16 protein-coding genes are annotated in these 21,299 nt (G+C 36.0%); 6 read left to right on the top strand and 10 right to left on the bottom strand.

Features of this window, described 5'->3' with window-relative positions:
- Window positions 1-144 precede the first annotated feature (144 nt).
- The 5 genes from PXD56_RS11785 to PXD56_RS11765 form a co-directional block, all read right to left on the bottom strand.
- Window positions 145-2,493 carry an ABC transporter permease gene (locus PXD56_RS11785; protein ID WP_276493546.1) on the bottom strand — a complete coding sequence of 783 codons (2,349 nt, stop codon included), beginning with the start codon at window positions 2,491-2,493 and terminating at the stop codon, window positions 145-147.
- Window positions 2,494-2,554: 61 nt separating this feature from the next.
- The gene (locus PXD56_RS11780) at window positions 2,555-4,972 is read right to left on the bottom strand and encodes an ABC transporter permease (protein WP_276493545.1); all 2,418 of its coding nucleotides are present in this window, start codon (window positions 4,970-4,972) and stop codon (window positions 2,555-2,557) included.
- A gap of 202 nt (window positions 4,973-5,174) precedes the next feature.
- Window positions 5,175-5,870, bottom strand: a complete 696-nt coding sequence (locus tag PXD56_RS11775) for an ABC transporter ATP-binding protein (RefSeq protein WP_276493544.1) — start codon at window positions 5,868-5,870, stop codon at window positions 5,175-5,177.
- Between the two features lie 149 nt (window positions 5,871-6,019).
- A complete protein-coding gene (locus tag PXD56_RS11770; protein ID WP_276493543.1) occupies window positions 6,020-7,270 on the bottom strand; it encodes an efflux RND transporter periplasmic adaptor subunit in 1,251 nt (416 codons plus the stop codon).
- A 50-nt stretch (window positions 7,271-7,320) separates the two neighbouring features.
- On the bottom strand, window positions 7,321-8,667 hold the full coding sequence (locus tag PXD56_RS11765) for a TolC family protein (RefSeq protein WP_276493542.1): 1,347 nt from the start codon (window positions 8,665-8,667) through the stop codon (window positions 7,321-7,323).
- Between the two features lie 201 nt (window positions 8,668-8,868).
- On the opposite strand from PXD56_RS11765, the gene PXD56_RS11760 reads away from it, so the two are divergent.
- Entirely contained in the window at window positions 8,869-10,233 is a 1,365-nt protein-coding gene (locus PXD56_RS11760) for a sigma-54-dependent transcriptional regulator (protein WP_276493541.1), read from the top strand.
- Entirely contained in the window at window positions 10,233-11,579 is a 1,347-nt protein-coding gene (locus PXD56_RS11755) for a sensor histidine kinase (protein ID WP_276493540.1), read from the top strand. Before PXD56_RS11760 ends, PXD56_RS11755 begins: the two co-directional genes overlap by 1 nt.
- Before the next feature lie 2 nt (window positions 11,580-11,581).
- On the opposite strand, the gene PXD56_RS11750 is transcribed toward PXD56_RS11755, so the two are convergent.
- Genes PXD56_RS11750 through PXD56_RS11730 form a run of 5 tightly spaced genes read right to left on the bottom strand, consistent with a single transcriptional unit; the run spans window position 11,582 to window position 15,049 of the window.
- The gene (locus PXD56_RS11750) at window positions 11,582-11,926 is read right to left on the bottom strand and encodes an MGMT family protein (RefSeq protein ID WP_276493539.1); all 345 of its coding nucleotides are present in this window, start codon (window positions 11,924-11,926) and stop codon (window positions 11,582-11,584) included.
- A 13-nt stretch (window positions 11,927-11,939) separates the two neighbouring features.
- A complete protein-coding gene (locus tag PXD56_RS11745; protein ID WP_276493538.1) occupies window positions 11,940-12,566 on the bottom strand; it encodes a LysE family transporter in 627 nt (208 codons plus the stop codon).
- A 4-nt stretch (window positions 12,567-12,570) separates the two neighbouring features.
- Window positions 12,571-13,239: a tRNA (guanosine(46)-N7)-methyltransferase TrmB gene (trmB, locus tag PXD56_RS11740; RefSeq protein ID WP_276493537.1), complete on the bottom strand. Its 669-nt coding sequence runs from the start codon at window positions 13,237-13,239 to the stop codon at window positions 12,571-12,573.
- A gap of 52 nt (window positions 13,240-13,291) precedes the next feature.
- Window positions 13,292-14,362 (bottom strand): sensor histidine kinase, encoded by a 1,071-nt coding sequence (locus PXD56_RS11735; protein WP_276493536.1) that lies wholly within the window; start codon window positions 14,360-14,362, stop codon window positions 13,292-13,294.
- The gene (locus PXD56_RS11730; RefSeq protein WP_276493535.1) at window positions 14,363-15,049 is read right to left on the bottom strand and encodes a response regulator transcription factor; all 687 of its coding nucleotides are present in this window, start codon (window positions 15,047-15,049) and stop codon (window positions 14,363-14,365) included.
- 184 nt (window positions 15,050-15,233) lie between these two features.
- Here PXD56_RS11730 and PXD56_RS11725 point away from each other — a divergent pair, with 184 nt between their 5' ends.
- The 4 genes from PXD56_RS11725 (at window position 15,234) to PXD56_RS11710 (ending at window position 21,229) form a co-directional block, all read left to right on the top strand.
- Complete coding sequence (locus PXD56_RS11725) at window positions 15,234-18,062, top strand: TonB-dependent receptor (protein ID WP_276493534.1); 2,829 nt, start codon at window positions 15,234-15,236, stop codon at window positions 18,060-18,062.
- 54 nt (window positions 18,063-18,116) lie between these two features.
- Window positions 18,117-20,171: a hypothetical protein gene (locus tag PXD56_RS11720; protein WP_276493533.1), complete on the top strand. Its 2,055-nt coding sequence runs from the start codon at window positions 18,117-18,119 to the stop codon at window positions 20,169-20,171.
- 244 nt (window positions 20,172-20,415) lie between these two features.
- Entirely contained in the window at window positions 20,416-20,724 is a 309-nt protein-coding gene (locus tag PXD56_RS11715) for a T9SS type A sorting domain-containing protein (protein WP_276493532.1), read from the top strand.
- A 181-nt stretch (window positions 20,725-20,905) separates the two neighbouring features.
- Window positions 20,906-21,229 carry a T9SS type A sorting domain-containing protein gene (locus PXD56_RS11710; protein WP_276493531.1) on the top strand — a complete coding sequence of 108 codons (324 nt, stop codon included), beginning with the start codon at window positions 20,906-20,908 and terminating at the stop codon, window positions 21,227-21,229.
- Window positions 21,230-21,299 lie beyond the last annotated feature (70 nt).

Here is a 21,299-nt window from a genome sequence, read left to right as displayed (position 1 = left end):
TTTTTTGATGCTTGATTACGGAATATCAAATTCTATTTCTATGCCAAAAATATAAAATATTGATTTTCAGTTATTTATGTAAATACACAAAATACTAAATGTCAAATATTTAGACAGATTATGTCCAATATATTTACAAAGCCACTACTCTGTTCTTAGACTTTTTACTGGGTTAACCCTTGCTGCATTAATAGCCTGAAAACTAATGGTCAATAAGGCTATCACAATAGCTACTGCTCCGGCAATTATGAACGCCCAAGCATTAATTGAAGTTCTGTATGCAAAACCTTCTAACCAATTCTGCATTATCAACCATGCAATAGGTATCGCAATAATTATTGCCAAGAATACCAATTGCATAAAATCTTTGGATAATAAGCCCACAATACCTGCTATACTTGAACCTAGAACCTTTCGTACGCCAATTTCCTTTCTACGCTGATCGGCAGTGAAAGCTGATAATCCGAACAACCCTAAACAAGAAATTAATATGGCAAGCAGTGCAAAAACTTGAGAGAGGTTTCCTATCAGCTTCTCACTTTTAAATTTGGCATCGTAAGTGTCATCTACAAATTCATATTCAAAAGGAAATGCAGGATTAAATTTTTTCAATGCTGTTTCCATAGTAGCCAATGCCGCCGTTGTTGCAAAGCCCGATTTTGTTTTTACATACATAAAACGCCCTTGGCTTGGGTCATTAAAAAATATGACCGGATCACTAGAGCCATACATATCACCATAGACATAATCCTTTACCACCCCAATTACCGGGTAATCTTCTTCAATAGTTTTACCAATTGCGCTACCGCTACCCATTAATTTTGCGAACGATTCACTTACAATAATGTTGACACTGTCTTGAGCGGGATTGTGACTAAACCCTCGCCCTTCAATAATCTCCAAACCAGCGGTATTGAAAAAATCTGCCGTAATATCTCTTACTGAAACCAATACGTCTTCTGTATCTACACCACCTTGCCAGCTTAACCCAGATGTATTATTTCCTCCGGATAAAATATCGGAATTTATGAGTCCGATGCTTTCTATAATCCCCGAAGCTTTCATTTCTTCCTCTATAGGAGCGAAATTTTTAATCATGTCTCCGGTAACGGGAATCTTCACCAGATTTTCTTTATTGTAACCCAAATCGCGCCCTTTTACATGTTGTACTTGTTGGTAGACGATAATGGTACATATGATAAATACGATAGATACTACGAACTGCGTAGCTACCAATCCTTTTCTAATAAATGATGCGCTACCTTTTGCCCTTCTTGCCCCTTTTAATACATCAACAGGTTTAAAAGAAGACAAATAGAACGCAGGATACCAACCCGCAATAATACCACATAGCAATGTAATGCCAACCAAAGTCAACATATGAGTAGGGTTGAACAAACTAAAATCTAGCTGTTTATCTATCATCATATTAAACTGTGGCACCAGTAATTTTAACAACAGCACACTAAGTACAGCAGATAATGTTGCCGTGATGATAGCTTCTGCCATAAACTGAGATATTAAACCTTTTCTTCCTGAGCCCAATACCTTACGTACACCAACCTCATTCGCCCGTTTTTCACTTCTAGCGGTAGCCAAGTTCATAAAGTTGATACAGGCAATCAATAAAATAATGATGGCTATTAGGCTGAACAGTCTTACATACGTTATTTGCCCTCCTATATTTTTACCTCCTTCAAAAGCCGACCTTAAATGCCAGTCTTTCATAGAAAACAAAAAGGCTATGGTTTCGTCATCTTCCGTTTTCATAGGTAGTATTGCCTTTACCTTATTATTGACAACATCAAAATTTGCCTCTGGAGAAAGTTCTACAAAAGTGTCGGAAAAATTTGCACCATATTCTTTCACCCATTCATTATCTTTTGCAAACCGTTCAAAAGGGACAACCCAATCAAAACTATAGGTTACATTTTGTGGCAAATCTTCATAAACTCCTGAAACAGTATAACTTGTTTTGTTGTTTATTTTAATTACTTTGTTAATAGCAGAAGTATTTTTACCAAATAATTGAGTAGCCGTTTCTTGTGAGATAACCATGGCATCCACATCATTAAAAGCGGTTTCTAAATTGCCTTCTACAAATGAGAGACTAAACATGCTTAAAAAGTCTGGATCCGCGTATCGTCCAAATTTATTAATAGATGTTTCTTCTACTTGAAACAAAAAATCTTCACCTTTTGTTCTTGCAGACCCAACTATACCTGGCACCTCATCTTTTAAAACCCGTGCTAACGGACCGGGAGTAGCTTGAAAAAATGTACGCCACTCGCCTTCATATTGTTGATTTGTTGGTACATAATACACAACATCCTGCTTCTCAAAGTTGGTATCATAACCTACCTCATCTTCTACCCAAAGCAAAATCATTGCCGCACAAGTAATACCTATTGCGAGACCGAAAATATTCAACATGCTGTACCCCTTATTTTTCCAAAGGTTTCTCCAAGCTATTTTTATATAGTTCTTAATCATGATTCTCGTTTTTTTCCTCCCCCTAGCCCCCTCCAAAAGAAGGGGAATGGTTTGGTGATTTTTATTCTTTTCGTAAGCTTTTTAAAGGCTGTATTAAAGCTGCATTCACAGATTGGTAGCTTATGGTTACGATAGCAATGGTCAATGCAATTAAACCCGCCATAAAAAAAATGCTCCAACCAATGGTAATATGGTAGGCAAAATCTTCTAACCAACGGCTCATCATATACCCCCCTATAGGAATTGCTATTACAATCGATAGTAAAATAAGCTTCATAAAATCTAATGTGAGCAATTGATAAATACTCTTGAACGGCGCCCCCAAAACCAGCCTGATACTTATTTCCTTTTTGCGTTGTTCTACCATAAAAGCGGACAATGCAAATAACCCTAAGCACGCTACCAGTATAGCAAATAGCGCAAAACTGTTGAATATTTTACCCATACGTTCCACATCATCATGCATACTACTAAACTCTTGGTCCAAAAAGCTGTAATTGATAGACTGACTAGGAACATTGCTATCCCAAACCGATGCTATAGAAGCTAAAGCCTCATTCACATTACCCTTCTCCAATTTAAGAGATATAGCGCCTAAATCTTTACCTATTACCAATGACAGTGATGAAATATCTTCTTTTAATGACTTAAAATGAAAATCATCCACCACCCCAATTATCGTAAATAATTGACCATTATTATTGATTTCTTTACCAACGGCATTCTCCAAGCCCAACTCTCTTTGCATATTGGTATTTATAATAATGCTACTTAAAGAATCTGACGCAAATTGCTTAGAGAAATCTCTGCCCGATTTTAAGGTAATACCCAAGGTTTCAATATAATCGTAATCTACTCTCCAAATTTGGGCAGGTATACCTCTACCTTCATTACCTTCATCTTTTCTTCTAAAGGTATTTCCATTTCTACTACCGCCATCTACTGGTACATAATTTGTAATTGTTGCCGATTTAACTTGAGGTAACTGCAGTAATTGTTCTTTAAAATTTTCGGCACTGGTACCCAAAACACCTGTTCCTTCAAGGATAACTACTTGTTCTTTATCATAGCCCAATTCTTTTTGGAGAATAAAGTCCATCTGCTGATAAATAATCAATGTTGCAATGATTAAAATTACAGATGTGGTGAATTGAAAAATAACGAGTCCGCTTCTTAATTTCCCACTTTTATTACCAATGCTCAAACTTCCTTTTAAAACGTTCACTGGTTTAAAAGCCGATAAATAAAATGCTGGATACAGCCCTGCCAAAGCACCTACTAAAACTGAAGCAACTAATATTATTGGAGCAAACCACCAAGCAGACCAAGGCATTTCAATAGATTTTGATGCAATGGAGTTGAAAGATGGTAATAGTGCCCACGCCAATACAACACCAAGAATAAAAGATATAAAACTGAATACCATTGACTCTATCATGAACTGAGCTACCAAATTGCCTTTATAAGCCCCAATTGTTTTTCTCAACCCTACCTCTTTAGCTCTATTGGCAGATTTTGCGGTAGAAAGATTTATAAAATTGATTACCGCCAACAGCAATACAAAACCGGCAATTGACGCGAAAAGCCAAACAAAACGAATATCGCCATGCTTTAGTCCGTCTGCCATTTTAAGATCAGAATACAAATGAATATCGGTAATGGGCTGAAGTTTATACTCCATGGTTCTTAGTACATCTATAAAATCTGGCGCACGCCCGCGCTCTCTTTGTGCCGGAATGATATATTTTTCAACTATGGAAACCATCTTTTGCTCCAATTGCTGAATATCGGTATTGGGATCTACTAAAACATAGGTGAAATAATTCTGATTGGTCCAACTGGCATTGGTATCTTCTATAGGAAGTAGAAAATCATATGATAAATGAGAATTTTTTGGTGAATCTTTCATGACACCTGTTACGGTATACAGAGCACTGGCATCATTATCTAAAATAATGGTTTCGCCCAAAATGGTTGCCCCTTTAAAATATTTTTCCGCCTTTAATTCTGAAATTACGATGGATTTAGGATTTACTAACGCCGTTGCCGTATTGCCTTGTATCAATTCCACTTCCAGAATATCAAATGCTTCTTGGTCCGCCAACAGAAAGCCATCTTCTAAATTGTTTTTTGATGCGCCGTCCAATCTAACACCACGTTTACCTGCTCCAAAAATTCCGGTACTATTTACTTTTCCTGCTTTAAGAATTTCAGGGAAATCATTTTGTAGGGCATCGGCAAATGGTAATTGAAAATGTGTGCTTTTCATCACCTCTCCCTTATACATACCTTGCAGCACAACCCTATATAACTGCTCTTTTTTGATATAATGCTGGTCATAACCTACCTCACTACCAATGAACAATGCTATTAAAAGACAAGCTGCTATGCCCATGGCAAAACCACCAATTTTTATAGCAGCGAACAACTTATCTTTTTTTATACTTCTCCAAGCAATTTTAAGATGGTTTCTGAACATGATTTTTTGATTTAATCCTCCCCGTAGCTCCCTCCAGAGGAGGGAGAATGGTTTGGTGATTGATTGATGGTACTCTATTATCCGTGATTAAGGGATAGGTTTATTTTTTTGGTTGATTATTCCTCAGCTCCTCTTAATTAAAAGAGCTAATAATTGATTGATGAATAAACTCTTTTTCAACCCCTTCGAGGGCATGGAGGATCTACATCATAGCCCCAATTGCCCTGTTTTGACTTTCAGTTACTATTTGACCATCAAATAGATTAACTACTCTATGTGCATAATGCGAGTCTCTATCAGAGTGCGTTACCATAACTATGGTGGTACCTTCTTGGTTTAATTCGGTCAATAGGTTCATTACCTCTATTCCATTTTTAGAATCTAGGTTACCTGTTGGCTCATCGGCTAATATTAATTTTGGGTTGGTTACTACCGCTCTAGATATTGCCACACGCTGTTGTTGACCACCTGATAATTGTTGTGGAAAATGCTTTTCCCTATGCGCTATTTTCATTCGCTCAAGCACTTTCATAACTTTTTCCTTGCGCTCTGCCTTACCCATTTTCAAATAGATAAGTGGCAGCTCTACATTCTCAAAAACCGTAAGCTCATCAATAAGGTTAAAACTTTGAAATACAAAACCTAAGTTACCTTTACGTAATTGTGTTCTTTCGCTTTCTTTTAAACCACCAACTTCGTTACCTGCAAAATTGTAACTACCATCAGTTGGGTTGTCTAGCATACCTATAATATTCAATAAAGTAGATTTACCGCAGCCAGACGGACCCATTATAGCCACAAACTCGCCGTCTTCTACTTTTAGGTTGACACTGTTCAATGCCAAGGTTTCTACTTCTTCTGTTCTAAAACTCTTTTTAAGGTCTGTAATGGTGATCATTTTCCTTTGTTTTTGATTGTTATAATGACATCGAGAATTCTCAGATGTGACAGTTTTGTTTATTTAATACTATTCTTTCGTCCTTTTCACCCTTCGGCTACGCTCAGAGTTCGAAACTGAACTTTATAGGTAGCTGAGCGGAGCCGAAGCTATTTCAACACTATTCTTTCGGCTTCCCCAAAATTATCATAGTTACTGGTTATTACTTTTTCACCAGGTTCCAAGCCTTCCAATACTTCATAGTATCTTGAATTTTGTTTCCCTATTCTAATGTTTCTTTTAATAGCTTCACCTCCATCAGCATTTACAACAAATATCCATTGCCCACCGGTACTTTGAAAAAAGCTTCCTTTTGGTAATAAAAGCGCATCGTTAGACTCGCCCAATTGTAATTTAATATTGTAGCTCTGTCCTGAACGAATGGTCTCTGGCTTATTATCTGTAAATACTAAATCTACTTTAAACCTACCGTTTCTAACTTCTGGATATACTTTTCTTAATCGTAATGAAAATTCGGTACCGTTACGCTCTAAAACCGCTACTAAATCTCTTTTAACCCTATCAATATAATGTTCATCTATTTCAGCTTCGATCTTATAATCTGTCAACACATTTACCTGACCAATACGTTGCCCTTGCGATATGCTTTGCCCAATTTCCGCATCTAAAAATCCTAACTGACCATCTGCAGGCGCTCGTACATTTAGGTGGTCTAGTCTTTGGTACACCATGCCCAATGTTTTTTGCATACGTGCCAAATCAGTATCAAGCCCTCTTAATGAAGTTTCTCTTAACTCATCATCTTGTTCTGTCTGTAACTTCACAATTTCGTGTTGCTTTTGAGATAATTCATAGTTCTCTTTTGATAATTGATATGCCTCTCTAGATATCAATTCCTCATCGAACAAAGCTTTGTTCTGCTCGTAGTTTCTTTTTAATCGTTGTAAATCTGTGCTTACGGTAGCCAACGATCTTCTGCCTTCTACCTGTCTTGAATCAAAACTTAATTTGGTAGAACGCAAGTCGTTCTGCTTTAAAGCCAAGTTACTTTCGCTAGCTAAAATTTGTTCGTACAAATTCATATTTTCAAGCTTCAAAATAATGTCGCCTTTCTTTACCATGGTACCTTCTTCAATCAACTTTTCACTTACACGACCACCTTCATAGGCATCCATATAAATGGTAGCTATTGGTGCTACATTTCCGTTTATGGTAATGTAATCATCAAATTTACCTGCAGTAACCTCCGCGACCGAAAGCTTGTCTTTTTCTGTTCTAAAAGTTGATACTGAATTGGCAAACAATAGTTGATACCCAACAAATAACAGTAATACACCCAATGCGATGTAGCCGAAGTGTTTTGGCTTCAATCCTTTTTTCTTTTCTAATTTTATATCCATCGTAATCGTTTATTCTTTGTTCTTTAATCGTTAATCTCAGAGCTCCATTTCTAATTGATATCGAAAACTGGCAAGCCTCTGTAAAAATCTAATGTACTCTTGTTTATTTCTGATCGCAGTTTTACCTGTAAGTTTTCATTTTGTGCACTGGCATATAAATTCTTGGCAGTAAAAAGTTCCAAGGCATTTATTAATCCTTTTTCATATCGTTTTTGTGCAATGGTGAAAGCCAAGTTCTGAGCTTCCATTTTTTGATTGCTCTGTACCAGTTCTACCAACAATGAGTTATACTCTTGCACCAACTGTTGAATGGTCTGAAACAATTCTTGCTCTTGAGTCTTTAAATTATTTTCTGCTCGTAGCTTTTCAATTTTAGATTGCTTTATACGTGATCTTGCAGACCAGCCATTACTAATAGGTACATTTAAATTTAATCCTAAATATTGTGATGTGTTATCTCTAAACTGTTGTCTAAATGGTAACGTATTGCCTAAAGTATCTCTCGTAGTTTCAAAATAACCTGTACCAATGCCAGCAAAGAAAGATAGGGACGGGTATAACCTTCCTCTAGAAATTGCCACTTGTTTTTTAGCTGCCTTGGTTCTAAATTCTTGCGCCTTTATTAGTGGTAAAAATTCCCGGGCTTCAGTATAAACAGAATCAGATTTTATTTCTTGGCTATTAAATTCCGATACTATTTCTTCTAAGTCTTTATGAATAGTTATGTCTGAGGTATTCTCCAAATTCATTTCCTGAATCAAAGTCAACTTTGCCGAAGCCAATTGATTGTTACTTTGTGTTACGTTCAACTTATCAGTTAACAGTAATGATTCTGCCTCATATAGATCTGCACCAGCTTTCAACCCTAATTCTACCTGTTTTGCTACCAAATTGTAATTAGATTGTGATACTGTTAGTTGTTCTTTAGAGATTTCTACCAATCCTTCAAAAAACTGAATATCGTAAAAGGCTTGCATCACTCTAAACGCTAACAAATATTTTTGCTGCAATACTTCTTCCTGTGTTGCTTTGTACAACAACTTAGAAGCTTTAATTGCATTGATTTTCTGAAATCCCTGAAATAAATCAATGGAAGACTCCAAAGAATAATTGTTAGAATAGAAATCTTGATTTACGAATGTTCCGGTATTTGGATCTTCTGCTCTACCATAATTAATAAGGTAGCTTGAAGAAGCATTTACCGATGGTAATAAATTACGAACCGATTGTCTGTACGTTTCTCTATTAGCTTGGTCGGTATATTTAAAATCGTTTAACTGCAAATTATGTTCTAATGCAAAAGCAACGCATTCATCTAAAGTCCAACTATCTTGAGCCATTATAGAACTCCAAATAGAGAGTAGTAAAAGTGTCGTTATTTTAAATTTTCTGTTCATTTCTTAATTGGTATGCCATTCTTTATACTATATGCGTGCCACAAATTTAATTTATTGATTTACAGTTTATTACATCCATTTAAAAGAATAGAATATTTTTTTAGTGTAAAAATGTTGTACAGATAATGTCAAATATTTTTACACTACTATGAAAATACAAATTGCTATGTGTAGATTTAAATGAGTTAATAGATTGTTACCATGATAGATGCTAAAATACTTGTTGTAGATGATACCAAAAGTGTATTGAGCGCTTTAGAGATATTGTTGCAGTTTGAATATAAAAGTGTTCAAACCATTTCTAACCCGAACCTGCTTACGTCTTTCCCTAACCTAAAAGAGATCGACATTATATTATTGGACATGAATTTCTCTGCCGGAGTGAATACCGGCAACGAGGGTTTGTATTGGCTACGAGAAATTAAGAAAAAAGCATCGCATATATCCGTTATCATGATGACCGCCTACGGTGCCGTTGAGCTAGCCGTTGAAGCTATAAAGGAAGGTGCTACAGATTTTGTTCTGAAACCCTGGAACAACGAGCGATTGTTAACTACGGTAAAATCAGCATACGAGCTTAGAAAATCGCAGAAAGAGGTACAGCACTTAAAACAGAAAGAAAGCAACCTTAAGCAGGTCATCAATCAGAATTCAAATTACATTATAGGAAATTCTAAAGCACTGAACAGCGTTTTAAATCTGGTACAAAAAGTAGCTAAAACCGATGTTAATATTTTGGTTACCGGCGAAAATGGTACCGGTAAAGAACTCATTGCGCGTGAGCTTCATAAATCATCCGCTAGAAATAATGAGGTATTTATTTCGGTAGATATGGGATCTATCTCTGAGAATTTATTTGAAAGTGAACTTTTTGGACACGTAAAAGGTTCCTTTACAGACGCCAAAGATGATAGAGCGGGTAAATTTGAAGCTGCGAACGGAGGAACGCTATTCTTAGATGAAATAGGAAATCTCTCGCTACAGATGCAGGCAAAATTACTTTCTGTCATTCAAAACAGAGTGGTGGTTCGTGTGGGATCTAACAAACCTATTGCCGTTGATATTAGATTGGTATGTGCCACCAATTGCAATCTAGAACAAATGGTGGCCGACGGACTATTTCGTGAAGATTTATTGTATAGAATCAACACCATCCAAGTACAGGTTCCTGCACTACGCGACCGTGATAATGACGTTTTGATCTTATCTGATTTCTTCTTGAAAAAATTCGCTAATAAATATGGTAAGCCAAGTTTAAAAATAAACCAGACCGCACAAGATAAATTAATGAACTACCCTTGGCCAGGAAATGTTAGAGAACTTCTGCATACCATGGAACGTGCCGTGATACTTTCTGAAGGAAATGTTTTAAAACCTGCCGATTTTCTTTTAGATACCAAAACATCTGTTAGTATAGAAGGTGGACCAAAAACATTGGAAGAAATGGAATTGGTTATGATTACCAAAGCACTACACGACCATGATGGTAATTATAGTGCGGCAGCAGATCAGCTTGGTATCTCTAGACAGACTTTATACAACAAACTTAAAAAATCTAGCAAGTAATGGTCAGCAAAAGTATTTATTACCAACTGGTTTTTAGGATAGTTTTAATTGCTATATGTGCCCTACTTACCGCTTTTTTATTTGCTAAAGAGCACTATCTACTTGGTGGAATTTTAGCTCTAGTTTTTATAGGACAGACATACGGACTTATACATTACGTAAACCAGACCAATAGAAAAATTGCGTACTTCTTTGATGCCATTAAAAATGAAGATTTCACTTTGCGTTTTCCAGAAAAACTGAGTGTAAAATCTATTGAGGAACTAAACCAAAGCTTGAATATGTTGAATACCATGATTCAAGATATTCATTTTAAAAAACAGGCACAAGAACAGTACTATCAAGAAATTTTACGCCAAGCAGATATTGGCATATTCACCGTAAATGACAAGGGGCACATTTTATATGCCAACCCTACGGTACAAGATTTACTTAATTACAGACCGTTAAATCATGTAAAGCAATTGAAACAAATAGACCCCAAACTTTATGGTTTATTTGAGTCTCTTGAACCTTTTCCAAGCACCATTTACTCTTTAGGCAATGAACGCGGCAAAAAAGAACTCACCCTAAAATGTACGCCTATTTCTATTGAGGGAAAACAACTGTTATTGGTTGTAATTCATGATATACAAAAAGAATTAGATGATAGAGAAACCGATTCTTGGGCAAAGTTGATTAGAGTACTTACCCACGAAATCATGAATACCATTACACCAATTACTTCAATATCTGAATCTATTTTAAAATACTTTAAAAAAGGAGACGAACTTTCTACTCCAGAAGAGTTTGGTGAACTGCAGATTAAAAATTCTGCCAAAGGTTTAGAAGTTATAAAAGAGCAAGGAAATGATTTAATGAGTTTTGTACAATCATATAGAACCTTTTTAAGTGTACCAGAGCCAGACAGGGAATTAATTCCTGCAACCAAAATTTTAGAAAGAGTACGTCTGTTATTACAAGAATACACCAATGGTCACAATATCACTTTAGAAGTAGCATCTGAGCCCGAGAATCTGGAGCTTTATATTGATGAAAAACAACTTACACAAATACTTTTAAACCTTGGTAAAAATGCCCAACAGGCGTTAGAGGGGCACGATGAGGGTAGTATTGTCATAAAAGCAGGTATAGGTAACCAAGGAAAAAAGTTTATTACGGTGACCGATAACGGACCGGGAATTTCTCCTGAAATGCTAGATGAAGTTTTTGTGCCATTTTTCACCACTAAAAGCACTGGTACTGGTATTGGGCTTAGTTTAAGCAAGCAAATTATGAGAATGCATGGTGGATCTATTCGTGTAACATCAAACGAAAAAACTACATTTACACTTACTTTTCAGTAGTACTATAATTCTACTTTAAGTTCTGTATAAGGATCCCAAAAGTATTTTTCAAAATCTACAATTTGAAGTTCTTTTATGATTACCCCCTCGGCCTCTAATAATTGTTGCATTAGGTTTGTACCGTCAAAATGATGTTTACCGGTTAATAATCCGGCTTTATTGACAACCCTGTGCGCCGGAATATCATCCATATTATGTGATGCGTTCATTGCCCAGCCAACCATTCTTGCACTACGTGCCGCACCTAAATATTTGGCAATTGCCCCGTAAGAAGTTACGCGCCCTTCAGGAATTAACCGTGCTACCTGATATACTCTTTCAAAGAAATTTTCATTTTCAGGCTTCATTTTAATCCTTGGTTTAATTGTACAATCTAAAAGCGGTAATTACGAACAACAACATCATCAATCCACTTAAAATAAAGTTACTGTTCTTGGAAAAAGATGTTGTTTTGTGTTCCCATTTATTAAAATAAATAACATAAAGATACATGGCTAGAAAAGTACCACTGCCGGCTGCAAGTATAAATAACACCTCATCTATAATTCTATAGCTCATAATGCCCTGAGAATGGAAAACAGTGTTTAAACCACTATAGTATGGAATTGCTAATAAATTGATTAGCGCCAGAAAAATACCTTTAGAAAAACTATTTCGTTTTTTAGTCTCTACAAGCACCAATGGCTTGTTCTCTTGTTTTTTGCCTTTAAAAAAAAATACGATTGCCAAAACAAAAAAAATGACCAATGCCAATTGCAACAGTATTTCAACTACATGCTGGTTTCTTGAAATTAATTTTGCAATGCGTACAGCAATGTAGGTTTGCAACATAACTGCTAGTGCAACACCTAAAGCAAAGATCAAACCGTTTGTTTTACCTTTTTCAACACTGGTTTTCGCAGCATTTAAATTAAGGAGTCCTGGCGGTAAGGATGCTAAAAAAGCGGCACCAAAGGTAAATACAAATAAGATTGGCAGTTGTTGCATTGAATCAGTTTACCTTGAACCTAATAAAAGTAATAGGTTTTCCCTTTTCAAGATACTGATTTTCATAGAAAGTCTGTATTTCCAAAACCTCTTCTGGACTACCTTCATTTTTGTACACATCATGATTTGCATACAGTACTTCTAAACCAAGACCGTGTAACAAGCCCAAGGTATACCCGTGCATAAACTCGCTATCTGTTTTTAGATTTACGGTACCATCAGGTTTTAGCACCTGTTTGTAGCGTTCTAAAAATACAGCGTTCGTCATACGGTGTTTGGTGCGTTTATATTTTATCTGTGGATCAGGAAACGTAATCCAAATATCTGAAACTTCTTCTTTTCCAAAAAGATGATCTACCAATTCTATTTGTGTTCGTATAAAACAAACATTTAGCAATTTTTCTTCAATGGCTTCTTTTGCCCCTTTCCAAAAACGGGCTCCTTTGATATCTATACCAATAAAATTCTTATTCGGAAATTTCTTTGCCAATCCAACGGTATATTCTCCTTTACCACAACCTAATTCTAAGACAATAGGATTATCGTTTTTAAAGTGTGTATTCCATTTTCCTTTCAACGGAAAACCGCCTACAACTTCTTCTCTTGTTGGTTGAATTACGTTTGAAAACGTCTCGTTTTCCTGAAATCTTTTTAATTTATTCTTACTTCCCACAATTATCTCATCTAAACTGCGGCAAATCTAAGAAAAAAGACAGGGTTAGCGATTATTGTACTTCCTCTATTTGAACGATACTTTTCTCTAACGTAAAAGAAAACTCGGATCCTACCTCTACTGCACTTTCTACATAAATTTTTTCTCCATGTGCTTCTATCACGTGTTTTACTATTGCAAGACCTAAACCAGAACCACCCTCACGGCGGCTACCACTTTGATCTACCCTGTAAAAACGCTCAAAAAGTCTAGGAATGTGCACGGCAGGTATACCCTCGCCGTTATCGGTGACCCTGACAATGACCTTGTTTTTCACCAAATCTTCTACACTTACTTCTGTGGTACCGTTGTCATTTCCGTATTTGATGGAATTGACCAACAAATTGGTCAGCACTTGCTGAATCTTTTCTTTATCGGCATAAACGAATATGGGATCCACATATTCCATATCAAAAGTTAGCGTTATGTTCTTCTTTGCCGCTTTCATCTCCAAAAGGTCAAATACACTTTGGATCAAGTCAATAACATCAAAAGAGTACTTTTCAAGGTTGAGATCGCCAACTTCCAGTTTTGTGATCAAGTCTAAATCTTTTACAATATAGATTAATCGATCTACCGCTTTGTTGGCGCGAGTAAGGTATTTTTTACGAATATTCTTATCCTCCATTGCACCATCTAACAAAGTTTCTATATAACCCTGTACGGTAAATAATGGTGTCTTTAATTCATGAGAAACATTACCTAAAAAATCTTTACGGTACTCTTCACGAATTTTTAAGGTGTCGATTTCTATTTTCTTATCCTTCGCAAATTTTTCTATCTCTTGCGTTAAGGTCCTCATATCTGTAGTAACAGGATAAGAGGGTATTGTGCTAGATTCTAACAATTCTACATCATCGTAGATTTTCTTAATTCGCTTGTAAATAAATTTTTCTATTCTTAATTGTAAGGTGATAAAAGAAATGATAAAAAAGAATAACGCTGCAAATAACAGAATACCCCAATTTATGGTACTAAATCGCCATTGTAACAACGCTAGCACAGAAATGCCGATGATTACAATATATAGCGATGAGCGAAATGCAAAACGATATGACTTTCTTGAATGTACTTTAGCTGCCATTTAGAGAACAAACTTATATCCTACTCCCTTTACGGTTTTAAAATGGTCTTCACCTATTTTTTCACGAAGCTTTCTAATATGTACGTCTATGGTACGACCACCAACAACCACTTCATTACCCCAAACCTTATCAAGAATCACTTCTCTTTTAAAAACTTTGCTAGGCTTAGAAGTCAATAGCGCCAAAAGTTCAAATTCTTTTCTTGGCAGAATAATTTCTTTCCCCTTTTTGATGATTTTATACTCTTCTCTATTAATAACGATATCTCCTACCTTGGTAATATCTTCTTGAGCATTCTCATCATTTTTAACACGTCTTAAAAGTGCATTTACCTTACTTACCAAAACTTTTGGCTTAATAGGCTTTGTGATATAGTCATCTGCACCCGCATCAAAACCGGCTACCTGGGAATAATCTTCACCTCTTGCCGTTAAAAAAGTAATTACGGTATTCTCCATACCTGGAGTTCTTCTAAGAATTTCACATGCCTCAATACCATCCATCTCAGGCATCATTACATCTAATATAATAAGATGTGGCATTTTCTTTTTTGCCTTAGCGACACCATCGGCACCATTTTTGGCAGTATATACATCATACCCTTCGGCAGATAAATTATAGGCCACTATCTCTAAAATATCTGGTTCATCATCTACTAAGAGTATCTTAATGTCCTTCTTTTTCATGGTTTTCAAATTAGATTGATTCGCTCAAAAGTAAAGATAATACTATTACTGAAACGTCACTTAACATTGATTTAATGTAGTAACGTTTACATAACATTAACAAAATAAATGTTTAACATGGATCTAACCCGAACATTACAACCTCTCTCTTTCTTTGCCGCTGATTAAAGAATCGATATATCTAATGAACAAATTACTATTTTTTACATTCCTTTTTATCGCTATTATTTCTAGTGCTCAAGACACAGGAAGCATTGTTGGAACACTTACAGACAAAGAATTAAACAACGAACCATTACCATTTGCAAACGTATTATTAAAAGGTACAACAAAGGGTACCACTTCTGATTTTGACGGGTTATACGAGATATCAGGTATTGAGCCTGGTACATATACAGTAACCTTTAGTTACTTAGGATACGAAACAGTTGAAATACCAAATGTAGAGATTACAGCAGGCAAGGTTACCACTATAGATGTTCCTTTAAGTGCATCACAAGGTGTATCACTTGATGAAGTAACTGTAACTACTGTTGCTCGTAAAGATTCTGAAACGGCATTATTGCTAGACCAGAAGAGAGCTATTGAAATAAAAGAGAGTATAGGTGCCGTAGAACTTGCTAAAATTGGTGTATCTGATGCTGCAACTGCAACCACAAAAATATCTGGTGTAACAAGTAGTGAAGCTTCTGGAGATGTTTTCGTTAGAGGATTGGGAGATAGATATTTATCTTCTACATTAAACGGTTTACCTGTACCATCTGATGATATCAACAAGAAGAACATAAACCTTTCTTTGTTCCCAACACGTGTTCTACAAAATGTTAGTATCAGCAAAACTTACGGAGTTGAAGGGTCCGCCGATCAAGCTTCTGGTAATGTAAACATTACTTCTAGAGAATTATCAGGTTCTAGTGAACTTGCTATTGGAGTTTCTGGCGGTGTAAATTCTAATGTAGCCAAAAGCGGAGTATATGATAACTTTAGAATATCACAGAATTCTAAGAATACTACATTTGGGTTCTACGATCAAAGTCTTTCTACGCAACAATTAATCACCAACCAAGGGTGGAATACTTTAAGACAGGAAAATCCTATGGATTATTCAATGTCTATAGCTGCAGGTAAGAAAATTGCCGATAAACTTGCTGTTTTCTTCACTGCATCACATTCAAGATCTTTTGAACATAGAGAAGGTATATTTAGACAATACCGTTCTAACTTCATCGATGACACCATTACCGATGCAACAACATATCAAAAGAAAATAGTTAACACGGCATTATTAGATATTACGTACTTAGCGAACTCTAAACATAAAATAAAATCTAGCACTTTTTTCGTAAACAAACTAGATGAAAATGTGTTTGAAGGTGGACGTAATGGCGAGGCTACTATTTTTGAAGAAACAAGCCCAAGCGAAGGTCTGTTCCAATTCATTAGAGATCAAAACACAAAACAAACTAGGCTATTAGTTACTCAATTAATAGGTAGACACCAAATTGGTGAGAAAAATACATTACAATGGGCAGCTGGCTACAACATATTAAATGCCAATGAGCCAAATAGAATTAGAAACGAAGTAAACTTTGACCCAGACGGTACTCTCGTACAACTTGGTAGAAATGGTGGTTTTCAACAACGTAAATCTAGCCAAGAAATAGATGACACTGAATTCAGCGCCTATTTGAAAGACGAGCTAAAAATCATTGATGAAGAGACTAAAAACTTCAAATTAAACTTTGGTGTTTCTTACAGAAATAAAGAGCGTGATTTTAGTTCTGAATTTGTTGGTGTAGAAGAAGTAAGTACTAACGCCGTAAACCCAACATCTATAGATGATCTTGGTGCTATTTTTCGTCAGTCTTATTTTGATGCGGGACTTTTAGAAATTAATCTTTTAGGTTCAAATGCAAATGGAGAAAGAAAAGATATTTATTTAGGTACATTAGATTCTAAAGCTGCATTCTTTTCTTTTAATGTAGGACTCGAAAAATGGAACTTTGATGCAGGTCTTAGGTTTCAAAGAGATGAAATCGAAGTTGCCTATGACATAGGTAACCTTTCACCTAGAACAGGAGAAAGCAATCAGGATTACAGTAATTTTTATCCAAGCCTAAATATTAAATATACCATCAACGAATTACATGCATTACGTTTGGCGGTTAGTCGTACGATTACATTACCAGAATTTAAGGAAATTGCACCTTTCAGTTATGTATCTCCAACAGGACAAATAAGTCGTGGTAACCCAGATTTGATCGCATCAAAAGATATTAATATGGACTTAAAGTGGGAGTATTTTCCATCTGCAGGTCAATTAGTTTCTGTCGCTGCTTTCTACAAAGATATATCTGACCCGATCAACAGAGTTAGAGAAAGAGGTTCTGCAGGAATATTCTCTTACTTCAATTCAGGCGAAAAAGCAGAAATTTTCGGTCTTGAAGCAGAAACTAAAATAGATTTAGTTACACCTGCATACGACGACGACAATGGTTCTGAATCTGGTTACAATTTAAATATGGTATTAAATGTAACCCGTATGTGGCACCAACAAGACTTAAAAGAAATCTATAATGAAAACGGCAACTTACTTCGAAGTTTTCAATATAAAGGAATTACCGAAACCGATCTACAAGGTGCCTCTGATTGGATTTTCAATACTAGTTTAAATTTTGACTCTGCCGGCGACAATCCTTTTGCCGCATCTTTAAATGCTAATTACGCATCTGACAAAATCTACTCTTTAGGTGTACCAACAGACCAGACCAATAGAGATATATTTTATGACGATGCTATCATTGAAAACGGCTTCGTTGTTTTAAATGCCCAAATAAGTAAAGAATTTGGCGAGCATATTAAAGTAAGTCTTACAGGAAAGAATTTATTAAATCCAGAAATAAAACAAACTCAGTTAATTAGAAACCCCGTAACAGAAATAGAAACTGAACAAACCGTAAGCTCATATTCTACAGGTATGGGAATAAGCTTAGGGCTTAATTACAAATTTTAATAGGAACACTCAATAATCACTAATCTTTAATTTTAATCTTTTAAAATGTTTATTATGAAATTGAAAACAAGAAATTTTGTAAAAGTTTTTGCCTTAGCAGCGGCTATTACCTTTGCCAGCTGTAGTAGTGATGATAATGATCCAGATGATGGACCTGATGCGGTAGCACCAACCTGTACCGATGGTATAAAAAATGGTGATGAAACAGGTGTTGATTGCGGCGGTTCTTGTACTGCATGCGATGCAACAAACCCTGAAGAAAGTACAACTTTAACTGGAGCATTAACTGAAGAAAGAACACTTGATGCTTCCCAAACATATACATTAGAAAAGAATTTTAGTATTGAGGCCGGTGCAAAATTGATTATCCCAGCTGGTACTGTTATTAATGCTACAGTAGAATCTGGAGATGAAACCGAAACTTATATCGTTGTTCAAAGAGGTGGTGAAATAGACATTCAAGGTACAGCTGCCGCACCAGTAATCATGCAATCTACAGGTGGCCAAGCTGGTCAATGGGGTGGTTTGGTCTTATTAGGTGACGCCACTACTACAGAAGGCGTTGATGCTACTGCAGAAGTTGGTAACTTCAAGTATGGCGGTTCTAATGATGCTGACAATTCTGGTTCTATTAGCTACTTGATAATAAAGCATGCCGGTGCACAAATCAATGCTGAATCTCAGTACAACGGACTTACACTATACGCAGTAGGTTCAGAAACCAGTATTGATAACGTTGCTATGATTGATGGTGATGATGACGGCGTTGAGTTTTTTGGCGGAACAGTATCTGCTACCAACTTATATTTCGAAAATAACCAAGATGATTCTATCGATTGGACAGAAGGTTGGAACGGTACCGTTACCAATGCATATGTTCTTCACACAAAAGAAGGTTTTTCAACTGCGGTTGAAGCTGATAAGGCAAACGGAAACCCTAGTTTAATAAACTTTACTGCTGTTTCAACAGTAGGTGGTACGGCTTTACAGTTCAAAGCTACTTCTGGAGCTACTATTACAGGTCTTTCCTTAAGTGGTTACGAAACTTCAATTGACATGAAAGACGATGGCCCATTGGCTAACGTTATTATTGAAGGTGAAGCTGGTAATCCAGATAATAGCTACAATGCAAATGCATCTGTAGATGTTGCAATTTTTGATTGGGTAAATACTGATGCAGCTGTAGGTAGCAGCATATTAACCGGTAATTTAACTAGCGATCTTACATTAGATGCAAGTATCAACTATTTGCTTTCAAAAAACTATAGTGTTGAAGACGGTGCCACCCTTACCATTCCTGCAGGAACTACCATTAGCGCTCAAGTTGAATCTGGTGATGAAACTGAAACTTATATCGTTGTTCAGCGAGGAGGTAAAATTGTTGTAGAAGGTACTGAAGCTAACCCTGTGGTAATGACTTCTACTAATAACAACCCTGGAGATTGGGGTGGTTTAGTTGTTTTAGGAGATGCTACTACTACCGAAGGTCTAGACGCTACTGCTGAAGTAGGCGATTTCAAATATGGAGGAACAAATGATACCGATAACTCTGGATCTATTAGCTTCTTGATCATTAAAAATGCAGGTGCTCAAATCAATGCGGAATCTCAATACAATGGCCTTACGCTTTATGCTGTAGGTTCTGGAACATCTATTGATAATGTTGCTATGATTGATGGTGAAGATGATGGTGTTGAATTCTTTGGCGGAACTGTATCTGCGTCTAACCTTTATTTCGAAAACAATCAAGATGACTCTATCGACTGGACAGAAGGTTGGAACGGAACAGTAACTACTGCTTACGTACTACATAGTGTTGAAGGTTTTTCAACTGCAGTTGAAGCTGACAAAGCAAACGGTAACCCTAAATTAATTGACTTTACCGCTGTATCTACTGTTGGTGGTACTGCTTTACAATTTAAAGCCACTTCTGGTGCTACGTTAACAAATGTAAGCTTAGTTGGTTATGCAACAAATGTAGACATGAAAGACAATGGTCCTTTAGAAAATGTAATTGTTGATGAAACAGCTCTTACAACAACCGAAGATGATGTTTTCAACGGAACTGCTGTTGATGTTGCAATTTTTGCTTGGGCAACTGGCAACTAATAAACAGTTTCATATTTTAGATAAAAAGCCCGCAAATTGCGGGCTTTTTTGATTAAAATCATTTCATAATTTAGGACTACACTTCTACATAAAGCGCAACAAAACTGGTAGTTCAGGCTAGAAATAGTGCATTTCATCGATCTTTATGCATTTCATCGATCTTTTCACAATATCTCGTCTTACAAAAACATAAGGGAGTGTTAAATTCCTATATTTGTGGCATAGCATTTGTAACCAGCTATATATGAAGCACCTTTACCTAATCCTCTTCTTTTTTGTAATTTCCTTAAGCTATGGGCAAAGTGCTCAAAGTAATGGAGACATTGATGGTTTTAGTATGTATCCAAATCCGGTTACTTCAGGTAAAGTTTATATTTCTACCAACCTTAACGCCCCAAAGGAAATCTTTATATATGATGTTTTTGGAACATTGCTATTAAAGACTACAATCTTAGGCAAAGAATTAAATCTTTCTGATTTAGATGCTGGCGTTTACGTTTTACGTGTTCTTGAAAAAAACAAGATGTGTACACGTAAATTGATTGTAAAGTAGACACACAATCCTTATTTACTTCTAATTATTCAAATAACCTTGATCGGTTAACTACATGTTTTTACGACGAAATACTTCGCGTATTTCATTGACCTACATAATTTTAAGTTTCACAACATTTTCAGTGTTCAGCTTACACTTATATCTACCTTTATGGTGTTGATCCCAAATCAATAACCAAATGAAGAAAATCTACTTAATGCTATTTATGGTAGTGTCCGCCGGTCTATACGCCCAAGACACCATAGATATCAACAACCTACGTAACGATGAAATTAGCGGATTTAAATTATATCCAAATCCTGCAAGTGCAGATGTTGTTTATGTAACCACACAAAAGAATCATAACAAAGAAGTTAGGGTGTATGATGTTTTTGGAGAACTGGTTTTGACCGAGAAACTGTCTTCAAAGGCAATGAATATCTCAAGACTATCTCCCGGAGTATACGTGGTTCAAGTAACCGAAAATGAAAAATCTATTACCCGTAAGTTAGTGGTTAAATAAAATACCTACATATTCTCCTCTCAAAACCATTAAAATAATTTGGTTCAGTACCTTTGCCATAATTGGTTAA

It is taken from the genome of Maribacter zhoushanensis, assembly GCF_029350975.1.
GTDB classification, from domain to species: domain Bacteria; phylum Bacteroidota; class Bacteroidia; order Flavobacteriales; family Flavobacteriaceae; genus Maribacter; species Maribacter zhoushanensis.
Note: the sequence above shows the minus strand (reverse complement) of the source record. Positions and strands in the feature narration are given on the sequence as shown.

Coding starts and splice junctions, on each gene's coding strand:
- PXD56_RS11785 (WP_276493546.1), bottom strand. CDS start 2,493: ATGATTAAGAACTATATAAAAATAGCTTGGAGAAACCTTTGGAAAAAT.
- PXD56_RS11780 (WP_276493545.1), bottom strand. CDS start 4,972: ATGTTCAGAAACCATCTTAAAATTGCTTGGAGAAGTATAAAAAAAGAT.
- PXD56_RS11775 (WP_276493544.1), bottom strand. CDS start 5,870: ATGATCACCATTACAGACCTTAAAAAGAGTTTTAGAACAGAAGAAGTA.
- PXD56_RS11770 (WP_276493543.1), bottom strand. CDS start 7,270: ATGGATATAAAATTAGAAAAGAAAAAAGGATTGAAGCCAAAACACTTC.
- PXD56_RS11765 (WP_276493542.1), bottom strand. CDS start 8,667: ATGAACAGAAAATTTAAAATAACGACACTTTTACTACTCTCTATTTGG.
- PXD56_RS11760 (WP_276493541.1), top strand. CDS start 8,869: ATGATAGATGCTAAAATACTTGTTGTAGATGATACCAAAAGTGTATTG.
- PXD56_RS11755 (WP_276493540.1), top strand. CDS start 10,233: ATGGTCAGCAAAAGTATTTATTACCAACTGGTTTTTAGGATAGTTTTA.
- PXD56_RS11750 (WP_276493539.1), bottom strand. CDS start 11,926: ATGAAGCCTGAAAATGAAAATTTCTTTGAAAGAGTATATCAGGTAGCA.
- PXD56_RS11745 (WP_276493538.1), bottom strand. CDS start 12,566: ATGCAACAACTGCCAATCTTATTTGTATTTACCTTTGGTGCCGCTTTT.
- PXD56_RS11735 (WP_276493536.1), bottom strand. CDS start 14,362: ATGGCAGCTAAAGTACATTCAAGAAAGTCATATCGTTTTGCATTTCGC.
- PXD56_RS11730 (WP_276493535.1), bottom strand. CDS start 15,049: ATGAAAAAGAAGGACATTAAGATACTCTTAGTAGATGATGAACCAGAT.
- PXD56_RS11725 (WP_276493534.1), top strand. CDS start 15,234: ATGAACAAATTACTATTTTTTACATTCCTTTTTATCGCTATTATTTCT.
- PXD56_RS11720 (WP_276493533.1), top strand. CDS start 18,117: ATGAAATTGAAAACAAGAAATTTTGTAAAAGTTTTTGCCTTAGCAGCG.
- PXD56_RS11715 (WP_276493532.1), top strand. CDS start 20,416: ATGAAGCACCTTTACCTAATCCTCTTCTTTTTTGTAATTTCCTTAAGC.
- PXD56_RS11710 (WP_276493531.1), top strand. CDS start 20,906: ATGAAGAAAATCTACTTAATGCTATTTATGGTAGTGTCCGCCGGTCTA.